Genomic DNA, 23,135 nt, shown 5'->3' on the forward strand with positions numbered 1-23,135 from the left:
AAAAATTAAAACTTTTTTTAATCTTTTTTCTTACCCCGAACAAAACCTCTATCTCAATGAACTTGCTCTCAAAACTTATGCCTCAAAAGCGGATGCAAATATACTAACATTCTTTTCTTAAAACCTAATAAAACCTTGTAAAAAAATAGAATTTATTTAACTCATTACGATAGCCCTTGAATATCAATAACCTATTACCTTTATTTTTTTTGAACATGAATTAAATTACCTCGCTTAGCGGCTATATTCATATAATCAAAATCTAATTTCGACACTTGTTTTTCTAAGGTTCCATTCATAAAAGCCCTTTGTAAGATATCTTCTATCATAAAATCCTCATCTATCAATTCTGGATTGTATTCTAATTTTAGAGATAATTTAAATAGACTCGCTGTCTTATGATACCAAAAAGCCTTCCATCCACTTCTAATTTCCTTTATTAAATCGAACGTGGTAACTCCAGTTTGCCTATGAATTAGTTTTATCAAAATACGTCCTTCCGTTCTTGTTAACTTTTTCAATTGTTCAGTAAACTCTTCCTCCATATATTTTTGAACTCTTTTTGTATACAATTTCTTCTTACGCTTAGAATCGATATTATCCAACCTTTCATTTAAAGTCGTTAATCGTTCGGCCGCCAATTTTGCAAAAGGGTAAGCTTTTATAGTTTTTTTTCTAAACCAATAATAATAACGTTTGTCATAATCGTTCTTAAACTTAACTTTATTCAGAACTGCCACTTCATCTAATTCTATGACCACCGTATCACCTTCAAAAATTATGTAGTCCTTATATATATAGGAAGAGTCCTTTTTTATTTTCTTTTCGGTTTGTGAGAACCCAAAAACTCCGATTAATACAAAAAATAAACTAACAAGTTTTCTCATAGCTATATATAACGTCTTTAGAGTTTACAAAATTACAATTATTTGAAACTAGAAATAATGTAAAACGGAAATTTCAGTATTTTTGAGAAAACTTTAAGAACATGAGCAATACAAAATCAATTTTAAATAAAAAATCAATAACCTTCCTCGAAAAATACTTGAATAACCCCTCTCCTACTGGCTACGAAAGTGAAGGTCAGAAAATTTGGATGGACTATTTAAAACCCTATGTTGATACATTTATAACGGATAGTTATGGAACAGCAGTTGGAGTGATTAATCCAGATGCAAAATTTAGAGTGGTTATAGAAGGTCATGCCGACGAAATTTCTTGGTATGTAAACTACATAACTGATGATGGATTGATCTATGTTATTAGAAATGGTGGAAGTGATCACCAGATTGCTCCTTCAAAACGGGTAAATATCCACACAAAAAAGGGAATTGTAAAAGGTATTTTTGGATGGCCAGCAATTCATACAAGACTAAAAGGCAAAGAAGAAACGCCTAAACTCGATAACATCTTTATAGATGTTGGTTGTAAATGTAAAAAGGAGGTGGAAAAATTAGGTGTTCATGTAGGATGCGTTATAACCTACCCTGATGAATTCATGATTTTGAATAAAACCAATTTTGTTTGTAGAGCCCTGGATAATAGAATGGGTGGATTTATGATTGCAGAAGTTGCAAGATTGTTAAAGGAGAATAAAAAGGACCTTCCTTTTGGCTTATATATAACAAACTCGGTTCAAGAAGAAATTGGATTACGTGGAGCCGAAATGATTACACATACCATTCAGCCTAATGTTGCCATCATTACAGATGTATGTCATGATACAACAACGCCTATGATTAACAAGAAAAAAGAGGGTGAAACAAAATCTGGAGATGGCCCTGTTATTTCATATGCTCCCGCTGTACAAAATAATTTGCGTGAATTAATTATTGATACTGCAGAAAAGAATGAAATTCCATTTCAGCGCTTAGCTTCTTCTAGAGCTACAGGAACCGATACTGATGCTTTTGCATATTCTAATGGAGGCGTACCAAGTGCATTAATTAGTTTAGCGCTAAGATATATGCATACAACAGTTGAAATGGTTGCCAAGGAAGATGTGGAAAATGTAATTAAATTAATCTATGAATCGTTACTTCAAATAGACCCTAAAAAAGGTTTTAGTTATTTTGATTAATGACAGATGAATTAATAGACATATTAAATAAAGATTATTCTTTTCAAAAAACTGCTTTAAAATCTGAAGCACATAAATATGGATGGTTGCATGCAAGCGTCCATATTTGGTTTTATACGGAGACTGAAGAATTATTATTACAGAAAAGAAGTGCTACAAAAATTGCATTTCCGAATGTTTGGGATGTTTCAGTTGCTGGACATATTGGAACTAAAGAATCTCCATTAGAAAGTGCATTAAGGGAAATTAAAGAGGAAATTGGATTGGAAATTGAAAAGGAATCCCTAAAACCAATTGGAACTTATCACGAACATCAACAATTTAATCCTGCTTATATAGATAATGAATTACACTACATTTATAAATGTAAATTAGAGAAGCGGTTTTCAGAATTAAAAATTCAAAAAGAGGAACTAACCGCACTTAAATTAATTCCTATAAAACTATTTCGCCAAGAAATTAAAGAATTAAATCATGATTATGCCAAACATCCAACGGATTATTATCTTCAAATCCTAAATAATCTGGAACAATGAATGTGGTATTGTTAACCATTGCTCCAATTGCTTTCATCATTATTTATATCTATGTGAAAGACAAGTATGAAAAAGAGCCAAAAAAATTACTAGTAAAAACCTTTTTAGGTGGTGCGATTATAAGTGTTATTGCAACCATTCTAATCTCTACAATAGCGAGTAAAATATTTCCTTTCTCAGATTCCTTTAATCTTTTTCAGCAATTTACTAAAGCCTTTATAGTTGTTGCATTAGTTGAAGAGTTTAGCAAATACCTTATTGTTAGGTTTTACGCTCAGAAAAAATCCGCATTTAATGAGCCTTTTGATGGAATTGTATACGCCGTTATGGTTTCTATGGGTTTTGCATTTACAGAAAACATTCTATATGTGATGGATGGAGGGTTTTATACCGCTCTAGCAAGAGCATTCACCGCTGTACCTGCTCATGCTACATTTGGAATAATAATGGGTTATTATATGGGAATTGCAAAATTCTCTAGGCACAGAATAAAATACAATCTTTTAGGATTACTATATGCCACGTTGTTTCACGGAGCATATGATTATTTCTTATTTATCAATTTTATTCCTGGAATTTGGATCGGCGCTTTACTCTCCTTAATAATAGGTATTGTATTATCAAGGAAAGCAATTAAAAAACACCAAAACCGCTCTCAGTTTAAATATTAAAGGGCATTATCCATTATTTCTTGAACCACTTCCGGGTTCAATAAAGTGGATGTGTCTCCTAAATTAGAGGTGTCCTTTGAAGCAATCTTACGTAATATTCTACGCATAATTTTACCACTTCTTGTTTTAGGCAGACCAACTGTAAACTGAATTTTATCCAATTTTGCAATTGGACCAATGTGTTCTGTAATTATTTGATTGATCTCTTTTCTTAAATTAGTCTGATCTCTAGACTCACCTGTTTCCTTCAAAATCACATATCCGTAAAGAGCGTTTCCTTTAATATCATGTGGAAATCCAACAATAGCGGATTCAGCAACCGCTGGGTGTTCATTCACAGCATCCTCAATTGGAGCAGTTCCTAAATTATGTCCTGATACAATTATTACATCATCTACCCTACCGGTAATCCTGTAATATCCAGTTGCATCTCTTAGCGCACCATCTCCTGTAAAGTATTTCTTTTCATAGGCAGAAAAATAGGTTTCTTTATAGCGCTGATGATTTCCCCAAATGGTTCTGGCCATAGAAGGCCATGGAAATTTAATACACAATCGACCATCAACTTGATTGCCATGAATCTCTTCACCATTTTCATCCATTAGGGCTGGTTGAATTCCAATAAACGGTAACGTAGCATATGTTGGAATTGTTGGTGTTACATATGGCAACGGAGAAATCATGATTCCTCCAGTTTCTGTTTGCCACCAAGTATCGACAATTGGACTTTTCTTATGCCCTACATTATCATTGTACCAGTGCCATGCTTCTTCATTTATTGGTTCGCCTACAGAGCCCAATACTTTTAATGAAGACAAATCATATTTATCTACATAATCTAGTTTTTCTTTTGCCAAGGCTCTAATTGCTGTAGGTGCTGTATAAAATTGCGTGATTTTATGCTTTTCAACAACTTCCCAAAATCTTCCATAATCCGGATAACTTGGAACGCCCTCGAACATTACTGTTGTTGCTCCATTTGCCAAAGGTCCATATACAATATAACTATGCCCAGTAATCCACCCAATATCTGCAGTACACCAATACACGTCGTTTGCACGGTAATTAAATACATTTTTAAAGGTGTATGCCGTGTAAACCATATAACCAGCAGTTGTATGCACCATACCTTTTGGTTGCCCAGTTGATCCGGAAGTATATAAAATAAATAATGGATCTTCTGCATCCATTATTTCTGGCTCACACTCTTTAGAAGCATCATCTAATAAAGGCTGCAACCATTTATCCCTACCTTCTTTCATATTGATTTCTGAATTGATTCTATTTACAACCAAAACAGTTTCTACGTTTGCACATTCTTCTAAACCTTCATCAACTATTCCTTTTAAATCAATTGTCTTTTTACCTCGGTAGGACCCATCGGAAGTAATGACCATTTTACAATCTGAATCATTAATTCTAGATGATAATGCTGTTGCTGAGAATCCTGCAAATACTACGGAATGTATAGCCCCAATACGAGCACAAGCTAATAATGAAATTGCCAATTCAGGAATCATCGGTAAATAAATGCAGACACGATCGCCTTTTTTAATTCCTTGAGATTTCAAAACATTTGCAAATTGATTTACTCTTTCGTACAAACGATTATACGTAATGTGCTGTGCTTCCTCATCCGGGTTATTAGGCTCGAAAAGAATTGCCGTTTTATTTCCATTTGTTCGCAAATGACGGTCAATACAATTCTCCGTTATGTTTAATTTGGCACCTTCATACCATTTAATTTCAGGTTTCTTAAAATCCCACGACAAAACTTTGTCCCAACGTTTACGCCAAACAAAGTGTTCTTCTGCAATCTCCTCCCAAAATACTTTAGGCTCTCTAACGGATTTACGATACACCTTATAATATTCTTCAAGATGCTTTATATGATAATTACTCATTAGTAGTAGTGTTTATTAGGTTAAAAGCGATTTCTAAAATCGAATCCGAAAATAATAAAATTAGCAATTTGAAAATTACTTTTTTCTATTGATGACGTGATTTTATCGACCAACTAAACTTTGAAAATGAAATATTAATGTGTTGCTTCTCCCGCTCCACTCGGTATTCTGATATTCTCAACAATTTCTTGTACTTCTTTTGGGGGTGCTGGTGTAAATTTCGAAATTACCATTGAAACAACAAAGTTTGCAATCATTGCTACAGTTCCAAACCCTTCTGGAGAAATTCCAAACCACCAATCTTCTTTAGTCCCTCCTCCAAACCAATCGAATTTGAATTTGAGCATATAAAATAACATGGACAAGATACCCACAACCATTCCGGCAATGGCTCCTTCTTTATTCATTCGTTTACTGAATATTCCTAATACTATTGCAGGGAAAAACGAGGCCGCCGCCAAACCAAAGGCTAAAGCAACTGTTGCGGCGACGAAGTCGGGTGGATTAATACCAAAATATCCAGCAACACAAACAGCGGCTACAGCAGATAAACGCGCAGCAACCAATTCTCCTTTCTCAGATATATCTGGTTTTATCATTTTTTTAATTAAATCATGCGAAACTGAGGCTGATATTACGAGTAATAATCCCGCCGCAGTAGATAATGCAGCCGCTAAACCGCCTGCCGCTACAAGGGCAATTACCCAATTTGGAAGTTTGGCTATTTCAGGATTTGCCAGAACCATAATATCTCTATCAACCGTTAATTCATTTAAACTCTCATCCCCAACATATTGAACTTTACCGTCTCCATTCTTGTCTTCAAAAGCGATCAATCCCGTAGTTTCCCAATTCTCGAACCACTCTGGCAACTGATCATACTGAACATTATGAACTGTCTCGATCATATTGGTTCTAGAAAACACAGCAATTGCTGGAGCAGTTGTATAAAGAATTCCAATAAATAATAAAGCCCATCCAGCAGATACACGTGCGTCGGCAACTTTTTTTACTGTAAAGAATCGCACAATAACATGAGGTAATCCTGCTGTACCAACCATTAAGGCTGCCGTAATAAAGAACACATCTAAAGTCGATTTTGAACCTGAGGTATATTCTGCAAAACCTAAATCTTTATGCAAGCCATCTAATTTATCTAACAAATACATTCCTGTTTCGTCAGTTCCTCCAAAGCCTAATTGTGGAATTGGATTTCCTGTCATCTGAATAGAGATAAAAATAGCAGGAACCATAAAAGCAAAAATCAACACACAGTATTGAGCTACTTGCGTGTAAGTAATTCCCTTCATCCCCCCTAAAACGGCATAAAATAAAACGATAATCATTCCAATAATAACACCCGTATTTATATCAACTTCTAAAAACCGAGAGAACACCAATCCTACGCCACGCATCTGTCCAGCCACATAAGTAAATGAAACGAGCAGTGCACAAAATACTGCAACTGTTCTAGCAACATTTGAATAATACCTATCTCCGATAAAATCAGGCACCGTAAATTTTCCGAATTTTCTTAGATAAGGCGCCAATAATAATGCTAACAATACATAACCACCAGTCCAACCCATTAGATAAACAGAACCATCATATCCTGAAAAGGAAATAATACCTGCCATTGAAATAAAAGATGCTGCAGACATCCAATCTGCCGCAGTTGCCAAACCATTCGCTAAAGGGGAAACACCTCCTCCTGCAACATAAAATTCTTTTGTAGATCCGGCCCGTGACCAAATTGCGATACCAATATAAAGCGCAAAGGTAATTCCTACCAAAACCCAAGTCCAAGTTTGTAAATCCATAATTATTTATCGAGGTTGTGTTTTTTGTCTAGTTTGTTCATTAAGCGAATGTATACGAATATAAGTATTACGAATACATAAATAGATCCTTGTTGAGCGAACCAAAACCCAAGTTTAAAGCCGCCAACTCTAATAGTATTCAATTCTTCAACAAATACAATTCCGAAAAGATAAGAGACAATAAACCAAATGGATAAAAGAATGGCCAAATATCTCAGGTTTGTTTTCCAATAAGCTTTATGATTGGGTGTAGACATGCTAGGTTTATTTTTGGATTCTAAAAATACATCTTTTTTAATTTAACTCACCATTCATTTAACCATTACAATCAAATCTTTTTTTGAACCCATTGTAAATTGATAATTGCTTTAGTACTTTCGCTCTATGATTGAATTCTCTGAAATTATAAAATCGCTGATAGAAAACTGGGGAATTGTTTTGCTCTTTTTTTCAATTGCAATTTTATATTCATCTGTAGGATTTGGCGGTGGCTCTAGTTACTTAGCAATACTTGCGCTCACTGGCTTAGCATTTACACAAATTAGAGCTACAGCTTTATTGTGTAATATAGTAGTTGTTACAAGTGGTACATTAATATATGCCAAACACGGTCTTTATAATTGGAGAAAAGTAATTCCACTAGTTTCTTTTTCAATTCCCTTAGCATTTATTGGCGGTTATTTAAAAATTAGCCAATCATTCTTTTTTATTCTATTGGGAATTACCTTAATTATTGCTGCATTATTTATGTGGATGTCGAAATACGTTTCGGAAAAATCAAGTGGTGAATTTTATCAATCTTCATTAACTAAGGATGCATCTTATGGAGGAATTATTGGTTTTATTTCTGGAATGGTCGGTATTGGTGGTGGCATTTTTTTAGCACCATTACTTCATTTAACCAATTGGGATACGCCTAAAAAAATTGCTGCTACAGCCAGTTTATTTATTTTAGTAAACTCCATTGCCGGATTGTTAGGGCAAATGCAACATAATAAATTTACAATAGAATGGGATCTAACCTTAGTACTATTGATATCGGTGTTTATTGGAGGTCAAATAGGGTCAAGATTAAGTGCTAAAACAATCTCTCCTTTTCTATTAAAAAAAATAACAGCTGTGCTTATCGCAATTGTTGGATTGCGAATTCTTTGGAAGTATGTAATTTAATACACTATACTGATGAGAGCCCCATATATATCAGCAAAACACCAAAAAAGGAAAGCACCATCATTAAAATACTCGTTTGATTTCTAATTAGAAAATTCCGCCATTTTAAGAACAATGTGTCTAATTTTTCTTGTGATAAATTATAAATAATTACCGGAACAATCATACTGCTGCTCGCCAATACTGTGAACAATAAAGAAGCAATGCCTCTGTCTAATAAGTCAGAAGTTAACGCTGTTTTTATTTGAACTGCACCGGCAACAACAAGGGCTAAGTTTTTTACATTTATAGTACACATTAAAAAACCTAGCGAAATAGATCTTTTAAATCCAAACTTATCTATATGAACAAATAGTTTAGGTATTTTAATTGGATCTGTTTTTTTAGTTCCCTTTATCTTAACAATAACAGCGGCCAACAACATTGCAACACCAATAATTATTTGAGTATTTTTTGAAGACCCCATCGATTTCCATGTTGCCTCCAATGGAATTGGTAACAATAAAACAGCACCTGCAATTAAATAAACCCCGACTAACCATCCAATTAAAAATGCAGAACTGTTTTGTTTCGCTTTTGGTGTAAGTAAAAGCATAAACATTGCTATTAAGGGCAGCGGACTAAGTGCTAGCCCTATTAACATAGGTAATGTTTTTAATAAAGATTCAATCAATTCTTTTAAATTAAACGGTTTACAATTATATCTATATGCTCTTTTTCTTTATAAAAAGTATGTGCAGCATTTCGAATACTTGTATAATTCAGTTCCATTAGTTGAAACCAATTATTCGATGGAGCATCGGAGTCCTTTTCTCCATAAAATAATTCAATCTTACAATTTGGTTTTAGAGTTTCCATTCTCAATCTTGTCGATGATACACCTATTATTCGTTGAATTTTCAACCCTTTTAAGCCCGCCTTCCAGCCTATAGTTCCACCAATACTAAAACCTAAAACATTAACTAACTCATTCTCTAGGTTTAAGAGGTTATTTATTGCAATTTCTATTCCTCCATTAACAAACGCATTATGCAATTCACTTTCAGTTTTACTTGCCTTTTTAATTTCGGCAAGGACTAAAGCATCATAAAATACAACCTCGAAGTAATCATTTAGAATAGCCATATAATTCTGAATCCAATTATTCTCTTTAAAACCAAATAAATCAGAAATTACAATAAGCCTAGATTTCATAAATTTTAAACGGACTTTTCCATGATAAAATCATCCATTACGTAACCAGATCCTATATTAGTTACAACGGCATCAACATTAATAAAACCCATTTTTTCATAGGCCCTAATTGCATTATCATTGTACTTATTAACGGTAAGGGCTACTTTATCCTTTTTCAATTCAACTGCCATTTCAAATACAAAATTCAACATAAACTTACCTAATCCTTTTCCTTGAAAGTGTTGTAACACATAAATCTTGCTTAAAAACAATTCATTCTCTTTAGGTAAAATAGATAAATACCCTACAGGTTCATTTTTGAAATTTATGATATAATACAAATAACCAGCATGCAATTGTTCAGTCATTGTATTCGCCGACTGAAACTTTTTAAGCATGTAAGCAACTTGTTCTTCACCAATAATTGGTGTATAATGCTGCTCCCACACTTCTTTTGCTAGTTTTTCAACCATCAAAATATCTTCTCTCGTATCGACAACTTTTAAATGCATTCTTATTTGATAACTTTCTTCAAACTTTTTTGAACCAATTCTGTCATTACATTGTAGCCTTCGTTATTCGGATGGACACCATCATAACCATATTCTGTAATTAACCCATTTCTTTCATCGACCATTGATGAAAAATAATCTAAATATTCATGGCCATTTTTTGCGGCATATTCTTTAAGTAAAAGATTTAAATCAATAATTTTTTGAGCAGGCTCCAATCCAGGCTTCCATGGATAATCATAAACTGGCAGGACAGAAGAAATTACAACTTTAATATCATTTGCTTCGGCAATTTCACACATCGAAAAAATATTATCGGCAATCATTTTTATTGTAGAAGGCCCCGTATTACCAGCAATATCATTTGTTCCCGCCAAAATAACGACCACTTTTGGTTTTAAATCTATCACATCTGGACGGAACCGAACAAGCATCTGCGGCGTTGTTTGTCCGCCAATACCTCTATTTACAAAATTGTTTGTATTGAAAAAATCAGGATTGGTATTGTACCAACCTATTGTTATAGAGTTCCCCATAAAGACAACTTCGGGATCATCTTTATCTCCGTTTAAAAACGGCGCATTGGCCTCTTTGAAACTTTCTAAATTTGCCCAGTCTTGTGCGTTTACATTTTCCATACCTACCATATAAACAAGAAAAACTCCCAAATACAGGAGTTTCTTATATGTTTTCAATGATTTTAATTTCATAAATATTATTTAGTTAAAAAAGCATTAACATTAACATTGATTCTGTTTTCAACATCCGAAACGTCAGCTTTAACAAAGTTTTCTCCTGTTATCTGCTCATATAACTCAATATACCTATTTGAAATCTCAATTAATTTTTCATCAGACATTTCCGGTATTTGTTGCCCTTCCTTTCCTTGAAAACCATTTTCTATTAACCATTGGCGTACAAACTCTTTAGATAATTGTTTTTGAGCCTCTCCTCTATCTTGTCTTTCTTGATATCCTTCTGCGTAAAAATAACGGGAAGAATCAGGAGTGTGAATTTCATCAATCAACACAATTTTACCCTCTTTAGTTTTCCCAAACTCATATTTAGTGTCAACCAAAATTAACCCCCGGTCGTTTGCTATTTCACTACCACGCTGAAACAGTTTTCTAGTATAATCTTCCAATACCAAATAATCTTCTTCAGAAACGATTCCATTTGCTAAAATATCCTCTCTAGAAATGTCCTCGTCATGTTCACCGTTTTCAGCCTTTGTTGAAGGTGTAATAATTGGTTCAGGGAATTTATCATTCTCTTTCATCCCTTCAGGCATTGGCATTCCACACAACAATCTTTTCCCAATTTTATATTCTCTTGCCGCGTGTCCACTTAAATATCCACGAATTACCATTTCTACCTTAAACGGCTCACATAAATGACCAACAGCAACATTTGGATCTGGAATATCAACAATCCAGTTTGGAACCAAATCTGAAGTTGCATTCATCATTTTGGCCGCAATCTGATTCAAAATTTGTCCTTTAAAAGGAATTTGTCTTGGCATAATTACATCAAAAGCCGATAACCTATCAGTAGCAATCATCACTAAGACCTCATCATTAATATTATAAACCTCTCTTACTTTTCCTTTATAAATAGACTTTTGATTCGAAAAATTATAATTTGTATCGTTAATTGTATTCATTGTTGTGTTGTAAAACAGACCTTTCATTTGAACAAAAGGTGACAATTCTTAAATGTTAATATTCAATCGCAAAGATACAACCCGCTATTCAGATTCTATACTTTTAAATGCTTTAATAATATGTGTTACTAACCTATGACGAACTACATCTTTATCATCTAAATAAACCATTGAAATTCCTTTAACATCTTTTAATGCCAATAAGGCCTCTTTTAAACCAGAAACTTGTCGATGCGGTAAATCTATCTGACCAGGATCACCCGTAATTATAAACTTGGCACTTTTTCCCATACGAGTCAAAAACATTTTCATTTGGCTATGTGTGGTATTCTGTCCTTCATCTAAAATAACAAAAGCATTGTCTAAAGTTCTACCTCTCATAAATGCCAATGGTGCTATTTGAATTACTCCTTTTTCTAAATAAGAATCCAATCTTTCAAACGGAATCATATCTCTAAGAGCATCATATAATGGCTGCATATATGGATCTAACTTCTCTTTCATATCACCTGGTAAAAAACCTAATTTTTCACCGGACTCTACAGCAGGTCGCGTTAGAATAATTCGTTTAACTTCTTTTTCTTTTAAAGCTCTAACAGCTAAAGCAACCGCAGTGTAAGTTTTCCCTGTTCCTGCGGGACCAACAGCAAATAACATGTCATTCTTTTGCATGTTATCTACCATCTTTTGCTGGTTTGGACTTTGTGGTTTAATTAATTTTCCACCTACACCATGTACTAATACACCATCAGATTTTGCATGGTTTTTCGGAGCAACATCATCAGAAGCGACAATACGCTCAATACTGTTTTCGTCTAATTTATTATACTTATTAAAATGAATAATTAGCCGTTGCACCTTTTTTTCAAAAACATCTAAAATTTCAGGTTCTCCAAATGCTTTTAACTTTGTTCCTCTCGCAACAATTTTTAGTTTTGGGTAGTACTTTTTTAAAATGTCTACATTACTATTTCTTGGCCCAAACAAATCATTTGGGTTGATATCGGTAAGTTCTATTAGGCGCTCGTTCAAATGATTATTGTTTTTGGTTTTTTGTTAGAAAATTGCTTGTAAAAACAAATCAATAATAGTTGAATATTGATTAGATTTGTAAACAAATTTATAAATTTATTATTGCAACCAACAATTAACCGCAGGAAGTAATTAACAAATGTCTTTAATAACTTTAACTACCGATTTCGGATTGAAAGACCACTTTGTTGGGGCAGTAAAAGGAGCGATTTATACTGAACTTCCTGATGTCACTATTGTTGATATTTCACACGATATTTCACCATTTAACATTGCTGAAACTGCGTATGTTATGAAAAACTCTTATAGGAGTTTTCCTGAAGGGAGTATTCATATTATTGGTGTAGATTCAGAATTAAATCAAGATACGAATCACATCGCTTTAAAACTAGACAACCACTTCTTTATCTGCCCGAATAATGGTGTAATATCTATGATTGCGTCTGATTTTAAACCGGAGAAAATTGTAGAGATTAATATTCATGATCGTGTAGAAAGTAGTTTTCCGGTATTAGATGTTTTCGTTAAAGTGGCTTGCCACATTAAAAGAGGTGGTACATTAGAAATTATTGGTAGAGTAATAGAAGATTTTAAACGATTAATTGATATCCAGCCTGTAATTTCATCTGACAATACTAAAATTACTGGATCCGTGATTTACATAGATAATTACGGAAATGTAATTACAAACATTAATAGAAAATTGTTTAATGAAATTGGAAAAGGACGTCCATTTACAATGCATGCTGGCCGCTATAAATTCACCAAAATATTCGAAAAATATAGCGACATTGTCAACTTTGATTTACCTGAAGAACAAAGAAATCAAGATGGTCAAAAATTAATTATTTTCAATTCTTCTGACTTTATTGAAGTTTCTATTTATAGAAGTAATATGAAAACCGTTGGAGGTGCATCTAGTTTACTAGGACTTGATTACAGGGATCAATTAACTATAACTTTTGAATAAAAATACCAAACGTAAAAATAGAGCGTTTGTTTAAAGAATTACGAATACACATATGATTGCCATTTTAAAAAAAGAATTAAATGCATTTTTCTCTACACCCATTGGTTATTTAGTCATTGCGGTATTTTTAGGGTTAAATGGTCTATTTCTTTGGGTTTTTGATGGTGATTTTAACATCTTAAATACTGGATTTGCCGATTTAAACGGATTCTTTTATTTAGCACCTTGGATTTTCACATTTCTAATTCCAGCAATTACCATGCGCATGTTTTCTGACGAATATGCAATTGGCACCATAGAAATATTAAAAACAAAACCTTTAAGCCTTTGGCAAATAATTTTTGGTAAATACTTTGCAGCCTTAATACTCATTATTTTTTCAATTGTACCAACTTTAGTTTATGTATACTCCATAGGGTCCCTTGGAAACCCGGCAAATAATTTTGATTTAGGAAGCCTTTTGGGTTCATATATTGGACTATTGTTTTTGGCTAGTACTTATATTGCTATTGGATTATATACCTCAACTCTTTCTAAAAATCAGATTACTACCTTTATTATTGGTGTTTGCTTATCGTTATTTTTGTATTCTGGCTTTGACGCTATGGATTCCCTATTTGGAAATTTAGAATACACCGTTCAAAAAACAGGCATGTCAGCGCATTTTAAAAGTTTGGCTCGTGGTGTAATTGACACAAGAGATTTGATCTATTTTTTAAGTATCTCAGGATTCTTTCTTGTACTAACTAAATTTAGACTAGAACGTGCTTAATTCAAAAAACATAAAGAGAGTTGGTATTCTAATCGTTTGCGTATTAGGAATAAATTTCATTTCTAATAATTTTTACCATCGTTTTGATTTAACAGAAGATGGTCGATACACACTATCAAACCCAGCCAAAACAATTTTAGAAAATGTAAATTCTTCTATTACTATAAAAGTATATCTAGAAGGAGAATTTCCTTCTGAATTTAAGCGTTTATCTGATGAAACGCGTCAACTATTAGAGGAATTAAAGGTTGAAAATTCTAATATACGATTCCGATTTATTAATCCATTAGATACAGATACCGAAGCGTTAATTGAAAGTGGACTTCAACCGAGTCAATTAACTATCGAAAAGAATGGACAGACTCAGGAAGTTATTATTTTCCCTTGGGCAACAGTACAAAAAGGAAAAAAAAATGAATTGGTTTCTTTACTAAAAGATACCAATGTACAAAGTCAAGACGAGCAATTGCAAAATGCAATAGAGAATTTAGAATATGCCTTTGCAGATGCCATTCATAAAATAACAGCTAAAAAAGAAAAGAAAATTGCCATTCTAAAAGGAAATGGTCAACTAGATGATATTTACATTGCTGATTTTTTAAGGAAGATTGGAGAATATTATCATTTGGCTCCTTTTACACTAGACTCGGTTAAAAGCAACCCTGAAAAAACGCTATCGCAATTAACAAATTTCGATTTAGCAATTATTGCAAAACCCACAGAGAAATTTACTGAAAATGAAAAATATACGCTGGATCAATTCATAACCAACGGAGGAAAATCATTATGGTTACTTGATAAAACGCATGCCGAATTAGATAGTTTAATGGATTCGGGAGAATCATTGGCATTTCCTAGAGATTTAAACCTGACTGATCAATTATTTAGTTATGGAGTTCGAATAAACCCTGTTCTTGTGCAAGATTTGTACAGCGCTAAAATTCCTTTAGCCACAGGTAGAATCGGCAATCAAACACAATACAATAAGTTATTGTGGAAATATTACCCTGTTGCCATTTCTAAAAACAACCACCCTATAAACAAACATATAGAACCAATCAATTTTAAATTTGCTAACGCTTTAGATATTTTAAACAATGATGTTGACAAAACGGTCTTATTACAAAGTTCACTGCTATCAAAAACGGTAGGGACACCGTCCATCATAAGTTTAAAAACGATTACAGAAAAACCAGATCCTAAATTATTTAATAACGGAAATATCCCATTAGCCGTGCTTTTAGAAGGGAAATTTAATTCAGCCTATAAAAATAGAGTTCAACCTTTTAGCACATCATTAAAAAAACTCATTTCCGAAGAAAATAAAATGATTGTCATTGCGGATGGAGATGTTATTGCGAACCAAGTTACTAGAGGGATTCCTGAGCCGCTAGGTGTTGATAAATACACTGGGCAACAATTTGGAAACAAAGAGTTTTTATTGAATTGTGTTAACTATCTACTAGACGATACAGGCTTGGTACAAATTCGCTCTAAAACTATTGAACTAAAAATGTTAGATAGAGAAAAAGCGTATCAGTCTCGTACTTTTTACCAGTTTCTAAATATTACTTTACCTCTATTCATAATTGCATTATTTGGACTTGTTTTTAATTTCATTCGAAAGAAAAAGTACACCTAAGCATACTCATAATTTTTTGTTAAACTACTTCCTCTCCATTTTTTGATTTGGTTTATGTTTATATTTGTGTAACTAAAAACGAAATATTATGATCAAAAAATTTACTACACTACTAAGTATTTTGAGTGTTACTTTTGCGCTAAATGCGCAAATACAAACACCGCAACCGAGTCCAGGTGCAAAAATTGAGCAAACTGTTGGAATGACAACAATAAAGGTTGACTACTCACGCCCCTCTATGCGAGGCAGAGTTGTTTTTGGCGATTTAGTGCCTTATGGAAAACTTTGGAGAACTGGAGCCAATATGAGAACTTCTATATCTTTTGGAGATGACGTTACTATTGAAGGTCAAGAATTGAAGAAAGGTACATACGCAATATTTTCTGTCCCATCTGAAGATTCTTGGGATGTAATATTTTACACAGAATATAATGCAGGTGGAGCACCACAGGAATTAGACAATTCTAAAGTAGCGCTAAAAGTTAATGTAAAAACTGGACAGATGGCAAATGCTTGGGAGTCCTTTACTATTGCATTTGGTGATTTCACAAATGACTCCGCTAATCTTTATATCGCTTGGGAAAAAACAATGGTTAGATTAAACGTTGGAGTTCCTTCAGATGCAATAGCAATGAAAAGCATTGAAACTACGATGGCGGGACCTGCGGCAGGAGATTACTTTCAAGCAGCGGTTTACTACTTAACATCAGGTAAAGATTTAAATCAAGCAAAAACTTGGATAGATAAAGCTGTTGAAATGGATGGTGAAAATCAAAAATTCTGGGTTCTACGTCAGCAATCTTTAATTTATGCAGGTTTGAATAAAAAGAAAGAAGCAGTTGCTATCGCTGAAAAATCTTTGAAACTTGCTGAAAAATACAAAAACGCAGACTACGTTAAAATGAATAAAGAATCCATTACAGAATGGTCTAAATAATAATTAAAATAACTAAATTAAAATCTAAACAATTATGAAATCTAAACTAATCCTATCTCTTATTATGTTAGTGTCTGCTGTAACTTTTGGACAAAAAAGTCCGGCTGAAACAGTAACAGGAACAATTGCAGAAGCAAGCGTTGAAATTAAATACAGTTCGCCAAGAGTTAAGGAAAGAACGATCTATGGAAATTTAGTTCCTTATGCTAAAGTATGGAGAGCTGGTGCAAACGAAAATACTACAATTTCATTTGACAAAGCAGTAAAAGTAAATGGCCAAGATTTGGCTGCTGGAACATATGGTTTCTTTATTATCCCTAATGAAAATGATAACTGGATAGCAATTTTTAGCAATAAAAATGATGCTTGGGGTTCTTCTTCTTATAAAGAAGCAGATGATGCTTTACGAGTAGATGTTAAGGCAAAATCTTTAAAAGAATCGAAAGAAAACTTAACTTATAAGGTAACTGAAAAAGGTGTCAAATTTGTTTGGGCTGATAAAGGCTTCATGATGAAAGTAAAATAATTCACACGAATTTTATATGAAAAGGCTGCTCTTTAGAGCGGCCTTTTTTTTGTTTTGTATTCTTATCTTTGAGAATAAAATTTGATATCATGAAAATTCATTTCTCGCTTTTATTTATCCTAATTCCTTTTTTGAGTTTTTCACAATCTGTAAATACAACGCCTTTAAAACATTTAGTAAACAAAGTTTGGAAAGCAAACGGGAATTGGAGAGATGGTAGCCCTTTTAAGCAGAAAATTTCTTTTTCATTGGATTTAAATGAATCCATTATCATTTCAAAAACGAAAGGATTTATAGATGAAACTAAAGAAAAATACGGAAATCGCAACCATGGTGTACGAATGTATGACACCTCTTCTAGTTCCTACAAATTTTGGGAATTCGATGTTTTTGGTGGTGCAACTACGGGAGACATTACCTTTATTGAAAACGACATTTATTACACCTACCAATATGGTGAAAGCATCGTTACCGATTTATGGGAATATGTAAACCAAACAACATACAACTATAAAGTCGGCATTTTAGTAAATGACGAATGGCAAAATGTTTTTCTAGAAACTACTTTTTCTGCTGATTAATTTCCTGAATTTAATCTTGAAGTATAACTCTTAATCTCTTTAACAACCTTTGGCGCTAAAATAATAGTCGCTGTCATTGTTGGTATAGCCATTAATGCAAATACGCCATCAATTAAATTAATCATCATACTTAATGATGTTGTTGCTCCAATAACGATACTAGCGATGTAAAAATAGTTGTAATAATGCTTTTTATCTGCACCAAACAAGTACGACATACATTTTGTTCCGTAATACGAATAGGAGAACAACGAAGAAATACTAAAAATAGCAATGCATAACAAGAGTAAATAACTCCCAATAGACGGAATGGCATTATTAAACGCCGAAGCTGTTAAACTTACTCCATTTGCTTCTGTTGTTTGCCAAACACCCGTTACCAAAATTGCTAAAGCGGTTAAAGTACATACAACTAGTGTATCAATTGCTGGACCCAACATTGCGACTAAACCTTCTCTTACTGGTTCATCCGTTTTTGCCGCTCCATGCGCCATTGGCGCTGTTCCGATTCCGGCCTCATTAGAAAATGCTCCTCTTCGGATTCCATGGATAATTAATGCTCCTAAAACTCCTCCAAAAACAGCCTCACCTTTCATATGGTTTGCTTCAAATGCATCTGTAAAAATCATTAAAAAGTATTTTGGAACTTCGTTCATATTTACCACTAAAATGATAACGACCAACACAAAATATAACACCACCATAGATGGTACTAATCTAGAAGCAGTTTTACCTATTCTTTTCAACCCTCCTAAAATAACCACAGAAGTAAGCGCAACAAGAATTAACGCGATAATAATATTAGAACCTAAGCCAACATCTACTCCATTTGGTTTTAATAAAATATCATTAATCGCTTGTGTTAGTTGATTTACATTAAAAATTGGAAAGGCTCCGATTAAACCACAAATACTAAACATAACGGCTAAGGGTTTCCATTTTACCCCTAATCCTTCTCTTATAAAATACATCGGTCCTCCCTGTAGTTCACCGGCACTATCTTTTCCTCGGTACATAATAGCCAGTGTAGACGTAAAAAATTTTGTAGACATCCCAACAATTGCACTAACCCACATCCAAAATACTGCCCCAGGACCACCAATTGATATTGCTACCGCAACACCAGCAATATTACCCATACCTACGGTTGCAGATAAAGCCGTTGCCAAGGCCTGAAAATGACTAATTTGTCCAGGATCGTTAGGGTCATCGTACTTTCCACGTAATACTTGGATAGCGTGACCTAAATAGCGAAAAGGTAAAAATTTTGACAAAATTAAAAGATACAACCCTCCTCCTATTAACAACACTAATAAGGGCAATCCCCATACAAAAGAAGCAAACGATGCTATCCAACTATCTAATAATTCCATGTAACTAAATTTTAAGTGCTAAAAATAGTAAAGTGAAAACACTATTGCCTATCGAATTTATAATAATTATCAAAAAGTAACTGACAAGTATAAACTCACATTACATAATTTTCTAATAACATTTCTGTAACTTTGCGTTTTTCCAATATTTTACATGAAAAATCAGCAAGAATATATAGATGTTTTAGGAGCGAGGGTTCACAACTTAAAGAATATTGATGTTCGTATACCACGTGAAAAATTGGTGGTCATAACCGGATTAAGTGGTAGTGGAAAATCCTCATTAGCCTTTGATACTATCTATGCTGAAGGACAACGAAGATATATAGAAACTTTTTCTGCATATGCACGTCAATTCTTAGGTGGATTAGAACGACCGGATGTTGACAAAATTGACGGCTTATCTCCTGTAATTGCTATTGAACAAAAAACAACAAATAAAAGCCCTAGATCAACGGTAGGAACCGTAACCGAAATCTATGATTTTATGCGATTACTCTTTGCCAGAGCATCAGATTCATATTCATACAACACCGGAGAAAAAATGGTGAGTTATAGCGATGAGCATATTCGCCAACTAATTCTAAATGATTTTGATGGAAAAAGAGTAAATATCCTTGCCCCCGTAGTAAAATCCAGAAAAGGACATTATAGAGAGTTATTTGAGCAAATTGCCAAGCAAGGTTTTGTAAAGGTTCGTGTTGATGGCGAGATTGTAGACATCGAAAAAGGAATGCGCTTAGACCGTTACAAAAACCATGATATTGAAATTGTAATTGATCGTTTACAAATAAACGAATCCATCGAAAAACGTTTATCTGAATCTATTGTAACAGCATTATACTCTGGAAACAATGTAATGATGGTGTTAGAGCATGACGCTGAAAAACCTCGCTACTTTAGTAGAGAATTGATGTGTCCAACAACGGGAATTGCTTATCAAAACCCTGAGCCAAACACCTTCTCTTTTAACTCGCCTAAAGGGGCGTGCCAAACTTGTAATGGATTAGGAAAAATAAACATTGTTAACGAGGCCAAGATTATTCCGGATAATTCCATGTCTATAAAGAATGGAGGGATTGCGCCAATTGGTGAACAAAAAAGCAGTTGGATTTTTAAACAATTAGAATTAATTGGAGAACGATATAATTTTAAATTAACAGATCCTATATCTAAAATTCCAAAAGAAGCTTTAGAGATTATATTAAATGGAGGAAACGAGAAATTTAAGGTTGCATCAAAAACCATGGGGATAACCCGAAATTATGAAATAGACTTTGAAGGAATCATCAATTTTATTCAAAGCCAATACAATACTTCTGAATCTACTTCTATTAAAAGATGGGCTAAAGGTTTTATGAATGAAGTTAATTGTACAACCTGCCATGGTAAACGCCTTAAAAAAGAAGCGCTTCATTTTAAAATAGATGGTAATAACATTGCCGACTTAGCACAAATGGATGTGATTGAAATGGCAAATTGGTTCAAAGATATTTCACAAAATTTAACAGAACGTCAATTAACAATTGGTTCAGAAATAATAAAAGAGATACGAACACGTATTCAGTTTTTAGTGGATGTTGGATTGGATTATTTAACCATTGACAGAACTTCAAAATCACTTTCTGGTGGAGAAGCACAACGAATTAGATTAGCCACTCAAATAGGATCTCAATTAGTCGGAGTTCTATATATTTTAGACGAACCCAGTATCGGGCTTCATCAACGAGATAATCAAAAATTAATCGATTCTTTGGTGAAGTTAAGAGATGTTGGCAATTCGGTATTAGTCGTTGAACATGATAAGGACATGATTGAAAAAGCCGATTATGTTTTAGATATTGGTCCTGGTGCCGGTAGACATGGCGGTGAAATTGTGAGCGAAGGTTCATTCGAAGAAATAAAGTTGCATAAAACACTAACATCTGACTATTTAACCGAACGAAAAAAAATAGAAATTCCAACGCAACGGAGAAAAGGAAATGGCAATAAAATAGTCCTAAAAGGAGCAAGTGGTAATAATTTAAAAAATGTCACAGCCGAATTCCCTCTTGGAAAATTAATCTGTGTAACGGGGGTTTCTGGAAGTGGTAAATCAACCTTAATAAACGGAACCCTCTACCCTATTTTAAATCATCATATTTACCGCGGTGTAAAAAAACCGATGCCTTATAAATCCATAAAAGGTCTAGAGCATATAGATAAAATTATTGCCATAGATCAATCTCCTATAGGAAGAACGCCTCGATCTAACCCGGCAACATATACGGGTGTTTTTAGTGATATTAGAAGTATTTTCACCAAGATCCCTGAATCTCAGATTAGAGGTTATAAACCAGGTCGTTTTTCTTTTAATGTCAAAGGCGGTCGCTGTGAAACTTGCCAAGGAGGTGGTGTTAGGATTATTGAAATGAATTTTTTACCAGATGTAGAAGTTGAATGCGAAACATGTCAAGGAAAAAGATTCAACAGAGAAACCTTAGAGATAAGGCATAAAGGAAAATCTATATCTGATGTTCTAAATATGACCATAAATGAATCGGTTGATTTCTTCGAAAAATACCCGAAAATCTACAAGAAATTAAAGACAATTAAAGATGTTGGGCTTGGCTACATTACCCTTGGACAGCAATCTACAACCCTTTCTGGCGGTGAAGCGCAGCGCATAAAATTAGCGTCTGAACTTTCTAAAAGAGATACTGGAAATACATTCTATATTCTAGACGAACCTACTACTGGATTGCATTTTGAAGATATTCGCGTTCTAATGGAAGTATTAAATAAACTTACCGATAAAGGAAATACAGTATTGGTAATTGAGCATAATATGGATGTTATAAAACTCGCAGACCATATTATAGATATAGGACTCGAAGGTGGTAAAAAAGGAGGCGAAATTCTATGCACTGGGACCCCAGAAGCAATTGTTAAAAACAAAAAAAGTTACACTTCAAAATTCTTGATAAAAGAACTATCTTAGCAGGCTCACTTTTTTAGAAATTGCAAAAAAACAAATGATTATGAGTCCAAATGAAGATAGAAAAATAAAAGAAAAATTCAAGCACAAAACATGGAACGAAGTTAAAACCAATGATTCTTGGGCCATTTTTAAAATTATGGCAGAATTTGTTGAGGGCTATGAAAAACTTAGCAAAATAGGTCCTTGCGTTAGTATTTTTGGTTCTGCCAGATTACGACCTGGTCATGAATATTACGAATTAGCAGAACGTACCGCATATAAATTATCACAAAATGGATATGGTGTTGTTACAGGAGGAGGACCTGGAATTATGGAGGCCGGTAATAAAGGTGCTCATAGAGGAAAAGGTGTTTCGGTTGGATTAAATATTGAATTGCCATTTGAACAACACGACAATCCATGGATCGATAAAGATAAAAATCTAGATTTCGATTATTTCTTTGTTCGTAAAGTAATGTTTGTAAAATACTCACAAGGATTTGTTGTAATGCCAGGAGGTTTTGGAACCTTAGATGAAATGTTTGAAGCACTTACTTTAATTCAAACAAAAAAAATTGGAGCATTCCCTATTATATTAGTGGGCACCGAGTTTTGGAGTGGATTATTAGACTGGGTAAAAGACACGCTACTCAAAAAATTTAGCAGCATTAGCGAAACAGATTTAGACCTTATTTCATTAGTTGATACAGAAGATGAAGTAATTGATGTAATAAATGAATTCTATAAAAAATATAGTTTGAGTCCAAACTTTTAAAATTCAATTTATAAATTTCTTTATTTTAACGCATTA

At 33.6% G+C, this 23,135-nt stretch carries 23 protein-coding genes; 12 read left to right on the forward strand and 11 right to left on the reverse strand.

Annotation, left to right across the window (positions count from 1 at the left end; all coding sequences use genetic code 11):
• Positions 1–200 precede the first annotated feature (200 nt).
• The gene (locus RM519_RS11025) at positions 201–887 is read right to left on the reverse strand and encodes a DUF4294 domain-containing protein (protein ID WP_311593867.1); all 687 of its coding nucleotides are present in this window, start codon (positions 885–887) and stop codon (positions 201–203) included.
• A 101-nt stretch (positions 888–988) separates the two neighbouring features.
• Here RM519_RS11025 and RM519_RS11030 point away from each other — a divergent pair, with 101 nt between their 5' ends.
• From RM519_RS11030 to RM519_RS11040, 3 genes are read left to right on the forward strand one after another with little or no spacing between them, the layout of a single operon-like run.
• Positions 989–2,080 carry a M42 family metallopeptidase gene (locus tag RM519_RS11030; RefSeq protein ID WP_311593868.1) on the forward strand — a complete coding sequence of 364 codons (1,092 nt, stop codon included), beginning with the start codon at positions 989–991 and terminating at the stop codon, positions 2,078–2,080.
• Complete coding sequence (locus RM519_RS11035; RefSeq protein WP_311593869.1) at positions 2,080–2,616, forward strand: NUDIX hydrolase; 537 nt, start codon at positions 2,080–2,082, stop codon at positions 2,614–2,616. The genes RM519_RS11030 and RM519_RS11035 overlap by 1 nt, the downstream gene beginning before the upstream one ends.
• The gene (locus RM519_RS11040; protein ID WP_311593870.1) at positions 2,613–3,287 is read left to right on the forward strand and encodes a PrsW family intramembrane metalloprotease; all 675 of its coding nucleotides are present in this window, start codon (positions 2,613–2,615) and stop codon (positions 3,285–3,287) included. Before RM519_RS11035 ends, RM519_RS11040 begins: the two co-directional genes overlap by 4 nt.
• Here RM519_RS11040 and acs read toward each other — a convergent pair.
• From acs to RM519_RS11055, 3 genes are all read right to left on the reverse strand, one after another.
• Positions 3,284–5,191 carry an acetate--CoA ligase gene (gene acs / locus RM519_RS11045; RefSeq protein WP_311593871.1) on the reverse strand — a complete coding sequence of 636 codons (1,908 nt, stop codon included), beginning with the start codon at positions 5,189–5,191 and terminating at the stop codon, positions 3,284–3,286. The genes RM519_RS11040 and acs overlap by 4 nt on opposite strands.
• A 134-nt stretch (positions 5,192–5,325) precedes the next feature.
• Positions 5,326–7,011 (reverse strand): sodium:solute symporter family protein, encoded by a 1,686-nt coding sequence (locus RM519_RS11050; protein WP_311593872.1) that lies wholly within the window; start codon positions 7,009–7,011, stop codon positions 5,326–5,328.
• A gap of 2 nt (positions 7,012–7,013) precedes the next feature.
• The gene (locus RM519_RS11055; RefSeq protein WP_311593873.1) at positions 7,014–7,268 is read right to left on the reverse strand and encodes a DUF4212 domain-containing protein; all 255 of its coding nucleotides are present in this window, start codon (positions 7,266–7,268) and stop codon (positions 7,014–7,016) included.
• A 127-nt stretch (positions 7,269–7,395) separates the two neighbouring features.
• Between RM519_RS11055 and RM519_RS11060 the strand changes: the two genes are divergently transcribed.
• Complete coding sequence (locus RM519_RS11060; RefSeq protein ID WP_311593874.1) at positions 7,396–8,181, forward strand: sulfite exporter TauE/SafE family protein; 786 nt, start codon at positions 7,396–7,398, stop codon at positions 8,179–8,181.
• 4 nt (positions 8,182–8,185) lie between these two features.
• Here RM519_RS11060 and RM519_RS11065 read toward each other — a convergent pair whose 3' ends face one another.
• The 6 genes from RM519_RS11065 to RM519_RS11090 all read right to left on the reverse strand — a co-directional run bounded on the left by RM519_RS11065 (position 8,186) and on the right by RM519_RS11090 (position 12,564).
• Entirely contained in the window at positions 8,186–8,824 is a 639-nt protein-coding gene (locus RM519_RS11065; protein WP_311593875.1) for a GAP family protein, read from the reverse strand.
• A gap of 35 nt (positions 8,825–8,859) precedes the next feature.
• Entirely contained in the window at positions 8,860–9,375 is a 516-nt protein-coding gene (locus RM519_RS11070; RefSeq protein ID WP_311593876.1) for an alpha/beta hydrolase, read from the reverse strand.
• A gap of 5 nt (positions 9,376–9,380) precedes the next feature.
• Positions 9,381–9,869: a GNAT family N-acetyltransferase gene (locus tag RM519_RS11075; protein ID WP_311593877.1), complete on the reverse strand. Its 489-nt coding sequence runs from the start codon at positions 9,867–9,869 to the stop codon at positions 9,381–9,383.
• A gap of 2 nt (positions 9,870–9,871) precedes the next feature.
• Entirely contained in the window at positions 9,872–10,579 is a 708-nt protein-coding gene (locus tag RM519_RS11080) for an SGNH/GDSL hydrolase family protein (protein WP_311593878.1), read from the reverse strand.
• A 5-nt stretch (positions 10,580–10,584) separates the two neighbouring features.
• Positions 10,585–11,532: a phosphoribosylaminoimidazolesuccinocarboxamide synthase gene (locus tag RM519_RS11085; protein ID WP_311593879.1), complete on the reverse strand. Its 948-nt coding sequence runs from the start codon at positions 11,530–11,532 to the stop codon at positions 10,585–10,587.
• Between the two features lie 84 nt (positions 11,533–11,616).
• On the reverse strand, positions 11,617–12,564 hold the full coding sequence (locus RM519_RS11090) for a PhoH family protein (protein ID WP_311593880.1): 948 nt from the start codon (positions 12,562–12,564) through the stop codon (positions 11,617–11,619).
• 139 nt (positions 12,565–12,703) lie between these two features.
• Between RM519_RS11090 and RM519_RS11095 the strand changes: the two genes are divergently transcribed.
• From RM519_RS11095 to RM519_RS11120, 6 genes are all read left to right on the forward strand, one after another.
• Positions 12,704–13,534, forward strand: a complete 831-nt coding sequence (locus RM519_RS11095; RefSeq protein WP_311593881.1) for an SAM hydrolase/SAM-dependent halogenase family protein — start codon at positions 12,704–12,706, stop codon at positions 13,532–13,534.
• Positions 13,535–13,586: 52 nt separating this feature from the next.
• The gene (gene gldF / locus RM519_RS11100; protein WP_311593882.1) at positions 13,587–14,306 is read left to right on the forward strand and encodes a gliding motility-associated ABC transporter permease subunit GldF; all 720 of its coding nucleotides are present in this window, start codon (positions 13,587–13,589) and stop codon (positions 14,304–14,306) included.
• Complete coding sequence (gene gldG, locus RM519_RS11105) at positions 14,299–15,948, forward strand: gliding motility-associated ABC transporter substrate-binding protein GldG (RefSeq protein WP_311593883.1); 1,650 nt, start codon at positions 14,299–14,301, stop codon at positions 15,946–15,948. Before gldF ends, gldG begins: the two co-directional genes overlap by 8 nt.
• An 88-nt stretch (positions 15,949–16,036) precedes the next feature.
• Complete coding sequence (locus RM519_RS11110) at positions 16,037–16,885, forward strand: DUF2911 domain-containing protein (protein WP_311593884.1); 849 nt, start codon at positions 16,037–16,039, stop codon at positions 16,883–16,885.
• A 34-nt stretch (positions 16,886–16,919) separates the two neighbouring features.
• Entirely contained in the window at positions 16,920–17,411 is a 492-nt protein-coding gene (locus RM519_RS11115; RefSeq protein WP_311593885.1) for a DUF2911 domain-containing protein, read from the forward strand.
• Positions 17,412–17,500: 89 nt separating this feature from the next.
• Complete coding sequence (locus RM519_RS11120) at positions 17,501–17,992, forward strand: hypothetical protein (RefSeq protein WP_311593886.1); 492 nt, start codon at positions 17,501–17,503, stop codon at positions 17,990–17,992.
• On the opposite strand, the gene RM519_RS11125 is transcribed toward RM519_RS11120, so the two are convergent.
• Positions 17,989–19,365 carry an alanine/glycine:cation symporter family protein gene (locus RM519_RS11125; RefSeq protein WP_311593887.1) on the reverse strand — a complete coding sequence of 459 codons (1,377 nt, stop codon included), beginning with the start codon at positions 19,363–19,365 and terminating at the stop codon, positions 17,989–17,991. The two genes, RM519_RS11120 and RM519_RS11125, sit on opposite strands and share 4 nt — an antisense overlap.
• A 154-nt stretch (positions 19,366–19,519) precedes the next feature.
• Here RM519_RS11125 and uvrA point away from each other — a divergent pair, with 154 nt between their 5' ends.
• Positions 19,520–22,345 carry an excinuclease ABC subunit UvrA gene (uvrA, locus tag RM519_RS11130; RefSeq protein WP_311593888.1) on the forward strand — a complete coding sequence of 942 codons (2,826 nt, stop codon included), beginning with the start codon at positions 19,520–19,522 and terminating at the stop codon, positions 22,343–22,345.
• 40 nt (positions 22,346–22,385) lie between these two features.
• Positions 22,386–23,099 carry an LOG family protein gene (locus tag RM519_RS11135; RefSeq protein ID WP_311593889.1) on the forward strand — a complete coding sequence of 238 codons (714 nt, stop codon included), beginning with the start codon at positions 22,386–22,388 and terminating at the stop codon, positions 23,097–23,099.
• Positions 23,100–23,135: the final 36 nt, after the last annotated feature.

Source organism: Urechidicola vernalis (assembly GCF_031846385.1).
Taxonomy (GTDB): domain Bacteria; phylum Bacteroidota; class Bacteroidia; order Flavobacteriales; family Flavobacteriaceae; genus Urechidicola; species Urechidicola vernalis.